Raw genomic sequence first — 1,111 nt, 5'->3', positions numbered from 1 at the left:
TGGGCTCGGAGATGAGTATAAGAGACAGGCTCACCCCCGTTCACCGGCCCGTGACACGGGCACCCCCGGTGACAAGCCGTGTAAGTCGGGCGTCTAGAGTGACGGAGCACAACCGATCGCCGATGTCGTACAACCAGGGGTGTCCGTGACGGCCGTTGATTCGCGTCCCGTGGCAGGGCTCGGCTCCGCCTCGGTTCGTTGGACACCGGGGGAGAGGATCAGGGCGTTCGTCGCGCTGACCAAGCCCCGCATCATCGAGCTGCTGCTGATGACCACGGTCCCCGTGATGTTCCTCGCCGAGGGCGGGGTTCCGGACCCGTGGCTGGTGCTCATCACCTGCCTCGGCGGCTACCTCTCGGCGGGCGGCGCCAACGCGCTCAACATGTACATCGACCGCGACATCGACGCCGTGATGGAGCGCACCAAGAACCGGCCGCTCGTGACGGGCGTGGTCCGGCCGACCGAGGCGCTGGTCTTCGGCATCACCCTCGCCGTCGTCTCCACGGTGTGGTTCGGCCTCCTGGTCAACTGGATGTCGGCCGGGCTCGCGTTGGGCGCCCTGCTCTTCTACGTCGTCGTCTACACGATGTGGCTCAAGCGCCGCACCGCGCAGAACATCGTCTGGGGTGGCATCGCCGGCTGCCTGCCGGTGCTGATCGGCTGGTCCTCGGTGACCGGCACGCTCTCCTGGGGCGCGGTCATCCTCTTCCTGGTGATCTTCTTCTGGACCCCGCCGCACTACTGGCCGCTGTCGATGCGGGTCCGCGACGACTACGCCAAGGTCGGCGTCCCGATGCTGCCGGTGATCGCCGGCAACCTGGCGGTGGCCCGGCAGATCGTCATCTACAGCTGGGTGATGGTCGGCGTCTCGCTGCTGCTGTGGCCGCTGGGCTACGCCGGCTGGTTCTACACGACGGTGGCGGCCGCGGCCGGCATCTGGTGGCTGTGGGAGGCGCACGCGCTCCAGGCCAGGGCCAGGGCAGGGGTGAGGGGCGCCAAGCTGAAGGAAATGCGGCTGTTCCACTGGTCGATCACGTACGTCTCGCTGGTGTTCCTCGCGTGCCGGCCGCGTGGTTGGAGCAGGTGCGTCCCGGCGGGGAGATCGTCACCC

Annotated in this window: 1 protein-coding gene; it reads left to right on the top strand. The window is 68.1% G+C overall.

Annotated elements, in window-relative coordinates; translation table 11 throughout:
• Positions 1-145 precede the first annotated feature (145 nt).
• Positions 146-1,111: heme o synthase (locus E1283_RS36440; protein ID WP_132822424.1), on the top strand; the 966-nt coding region annotated here is incomplete at its 3' end.

Source organism: Streptomyces hainanensis (assembly GCF_004348415.1).
Taxonomy (GTDB): Bacteria; Actinomycetota; Actinomycetes; order Streptomycetales; family Streptomycetaceae; genus Streptomyces; species Streptomyces hainanensis.
This window is presented reverse-complemented; position numbering and strand designations above follow the sequence as displayed.